This is a genomic window from Vibrio sp. V42_P2S4T144, assembly GCF_009904715.1.
In the GTDB taxonomy this organism is placed as follows: domain Bacteria; phylum Pseudomonadota; class Gammaproteobacteria; order Enterobacterales; family Vibrionaceae; genus Vibrio; species Vibrio alginolyticus.
Genome location: NZ_WXWS01000327.1, coordinates 1 through 2,469 on the forward strand (window position 1 = coordinate 1; position 2,469 = coordinate 2,469).

General features: G+C 46.8%; 2 protein-coding genes. One reads left to right on the forward strand and one right to left on the reverse strand.

All coding sequences use genetic code 11. The features are described from left to right. Nucleotides 1–219, forward strand: a 219-nt coding sequence (locus tag CAG68_RS11340) for an integrase core domain-containing protein (protein ID WP_161441160.1), incomplete at its 5' end; no start/stop codon positions are given. Between the two features lie 70 nt (nt 220–289). Here the strand turns inward: CAG68_RS11340 and CAG68_RS11345 are convergent. Continuing rightward, nucleotides 290–2,221 (reverse strand): DEAD/DEAH box helicase, encoded by a 1,932-nt coding sequence (locus CAG68_RS11345; protein WP_104976537.1) that lies wholly within the window; start codon nt 2,219–2,221, stop codon nt 290–292. Nucleotides 2,222–2,469 lie beyond the last annotated feature (248 nt).

Here is a 2,469-nt window from a genome sequence, read left to right on the forward strand (position 1 = left end):
AGAGTGACTTGCTCAATGACTGACGGGTATGACTGTTATCAGAATGCTTTAGCTGAGCGTGTAAATGGGATACTCAAAATGGAGCTCTTGCTGAAGAAACCGAAAGATCTGAAAGAAGCAAGGACGATGGTAGCAGAGTCTGTAGATATCTATAATCAAATGAGGCCTCATACGGCTTTAAAATACAAAACGCCCGATGAAGTACATCGAGCGTTTTAGTTAAAAAGTGTCAACCCATATCAGGACGGGTCATTGTAGCAACTTAAACCGTCGCTTTAATCACTCGTGATTATGCGTCTGTACGACGGCCACGACCGTGACCACGTTCACCACGATGTGCACCACGGTGATCACCACCACGGTTGCGATCGAAACGACGTTCGCCACCTTCACGATTACCATCGCGGTTGCCGTCACGGTTACCACGGAAACCACCTTCGCGACGACCGCCTTCACGACGATCACCACCACGATTGCCGCCTTCGCGGTTGCCACGGTAACCACCGCCATCACGACGACCACCTTCGCGACGACCACCGTCACGGCGACCACCACGAGACTCGCGGAAATCATCGAAATCACATACTACAGCACCAACATCTTGTTGACGGATACGTAGTTTGCTTAGCTTGTTCGCCGCGTCTGAAGTCATTGCTTTAGGTAGCTGTACGAATGTGTGGCCTTGAGCTAGCTTGATCGCACCGATAGAACCTTTACCTAGACCTAGTTCGTTTGCTAGAGCGCCAACGATGTCTTTAACTTGAACGCCTTGCTCACGACCAACTTGAAGCTGGTAAGTATCCCAGTCTTGGTTGTTGAAGTTACGACCGCCATCGCGACCACCTTCACGACGCTCTTTACGACGTTGCTTGTCACGCTCAATTGCTTCAACCATTGGGTCTTCGCCAATGTAGAACAGAGGACGTTTGCCTTGCTGACGCTTAAGAAGCATAGCAGCAAGTGTTGCTGGGTCGATGTCTAGAGAAGTTTGTAGTTTCTCTACCAACTCAGCAAATTTGTCTAGTGCTTTGTGCTCTTTCTCTGCTTCAAGCTCAGCGCCTAGCTTAGCTAGACGAGCTTCAGCAACTTGGTCACGTAGAGGAAGTTGGATTTCTTCCATAGATGACTTAGTTACACGCTCGATAGTGCGAAGCATACGAATTTGGTTAGTGCGAACTAGAAGGATCGCTTTACCCTTACGTCCAGCACGGCCAGTACGACCGATACGGTGGATGTATGACTCAACATCAAATGGGATGTCGTAGTTGAATACGTGCGTAATACGTGGAACGTCAAGACCACGAGCTACAACATCAGTTGCAACTAGGATGTCAATAACACCTTGTTTGATGTGATCAACAGTACGCTCACGTAGAGACTGAGGAATGTCACCGTGCAGTGCAGCTGCTTTGAAGCCACGTGCAGATAGCCAGTCAGCCAGACGCTCAGTATCTTGACGAGTACGTACGAATACGATTGACGCGTCAGTTTCTTCAGTTTCAAGAAGACGAGACATTGCTTCATCTTTCTCTACACCTTTCACTACCCAGAACTGTTGTTGAACTTTGTCTACAGTGTGGTTTTTACCAGCAACGTCAACCGTTACAGGGTCACGAAGGAAACGTTCAACGATCTTCTTCAGCATTGGAGGCATAGTTGCAGAAAACAGAACGCGTTGTGCTGACTCTGGAGCGTGCTCCATGATCGCAGTTACGTCATCTACGAAACCCATGTTTAGCATTTCGTCTGCTTCATCAAGAACGAAAGTACTAACTTCGTCTAGGTGTAGACGTTCGCGATTGATAAGATCTTGAACACGGCCTGGAGTACCGACAACTACATGAGCGCCACTTTTAAGAGCACGCATTTGGTCGACAATAGATGCGCCACCGTAAATCTCTAGAACTTTCAAACCTTTGATGTTTTTACCAAGGTTTTTCATTTCCGCTGCAACCTGAATTGCCAGCTCACGAGTCGGAGCAAGTACAATCGCTTGCGGTTTGCGTTGGTTTAGATCGAGTTTGTTGAGAAGAGGCAGAGAGAACGCTGCTGTTTTACCTGTACCTGTTTGAGCTTTACCCAGCGCGTCAGCACCTTCCAATAGGTGTGGGATTGCCGCAGCCTGAATTGGAGTTGGTGACACGAAACCCATTCCGTCTAGAGCAGAAAGGATAGAATCATTCAGAGATAAATCACTGAATTGAATAACAGAATCTTGCATTGGGATCCTACTTAATTAAACAAAAAAACAGTCCCATATGCTCTTCCAATTCGATACTGATCCATCCAGATACTGATTCCATTCAGACGGGAACACAGCACAGTACACAACCGCGATAAGCCATTAGGGACGACTAAGGGAGGCGGATTATTCCTTAAAAGCATAAAAAAATCCAGAAAAAATTGAATTACATCACAATTTATTCTCAACAATGGTATTTTTAGCATATTTTTCCACCAACCCTACCA

Bases quoted from the DNA above. Each gene is read 5' to 3' on its own strand.
- CAG68_RS11345 (WP_104976537.1), bottom strand. From the start codon at position 2,221: ATGCAAGATTCTGTTATTCAATTCAGTGATTTATCTCTGAATGATTCT.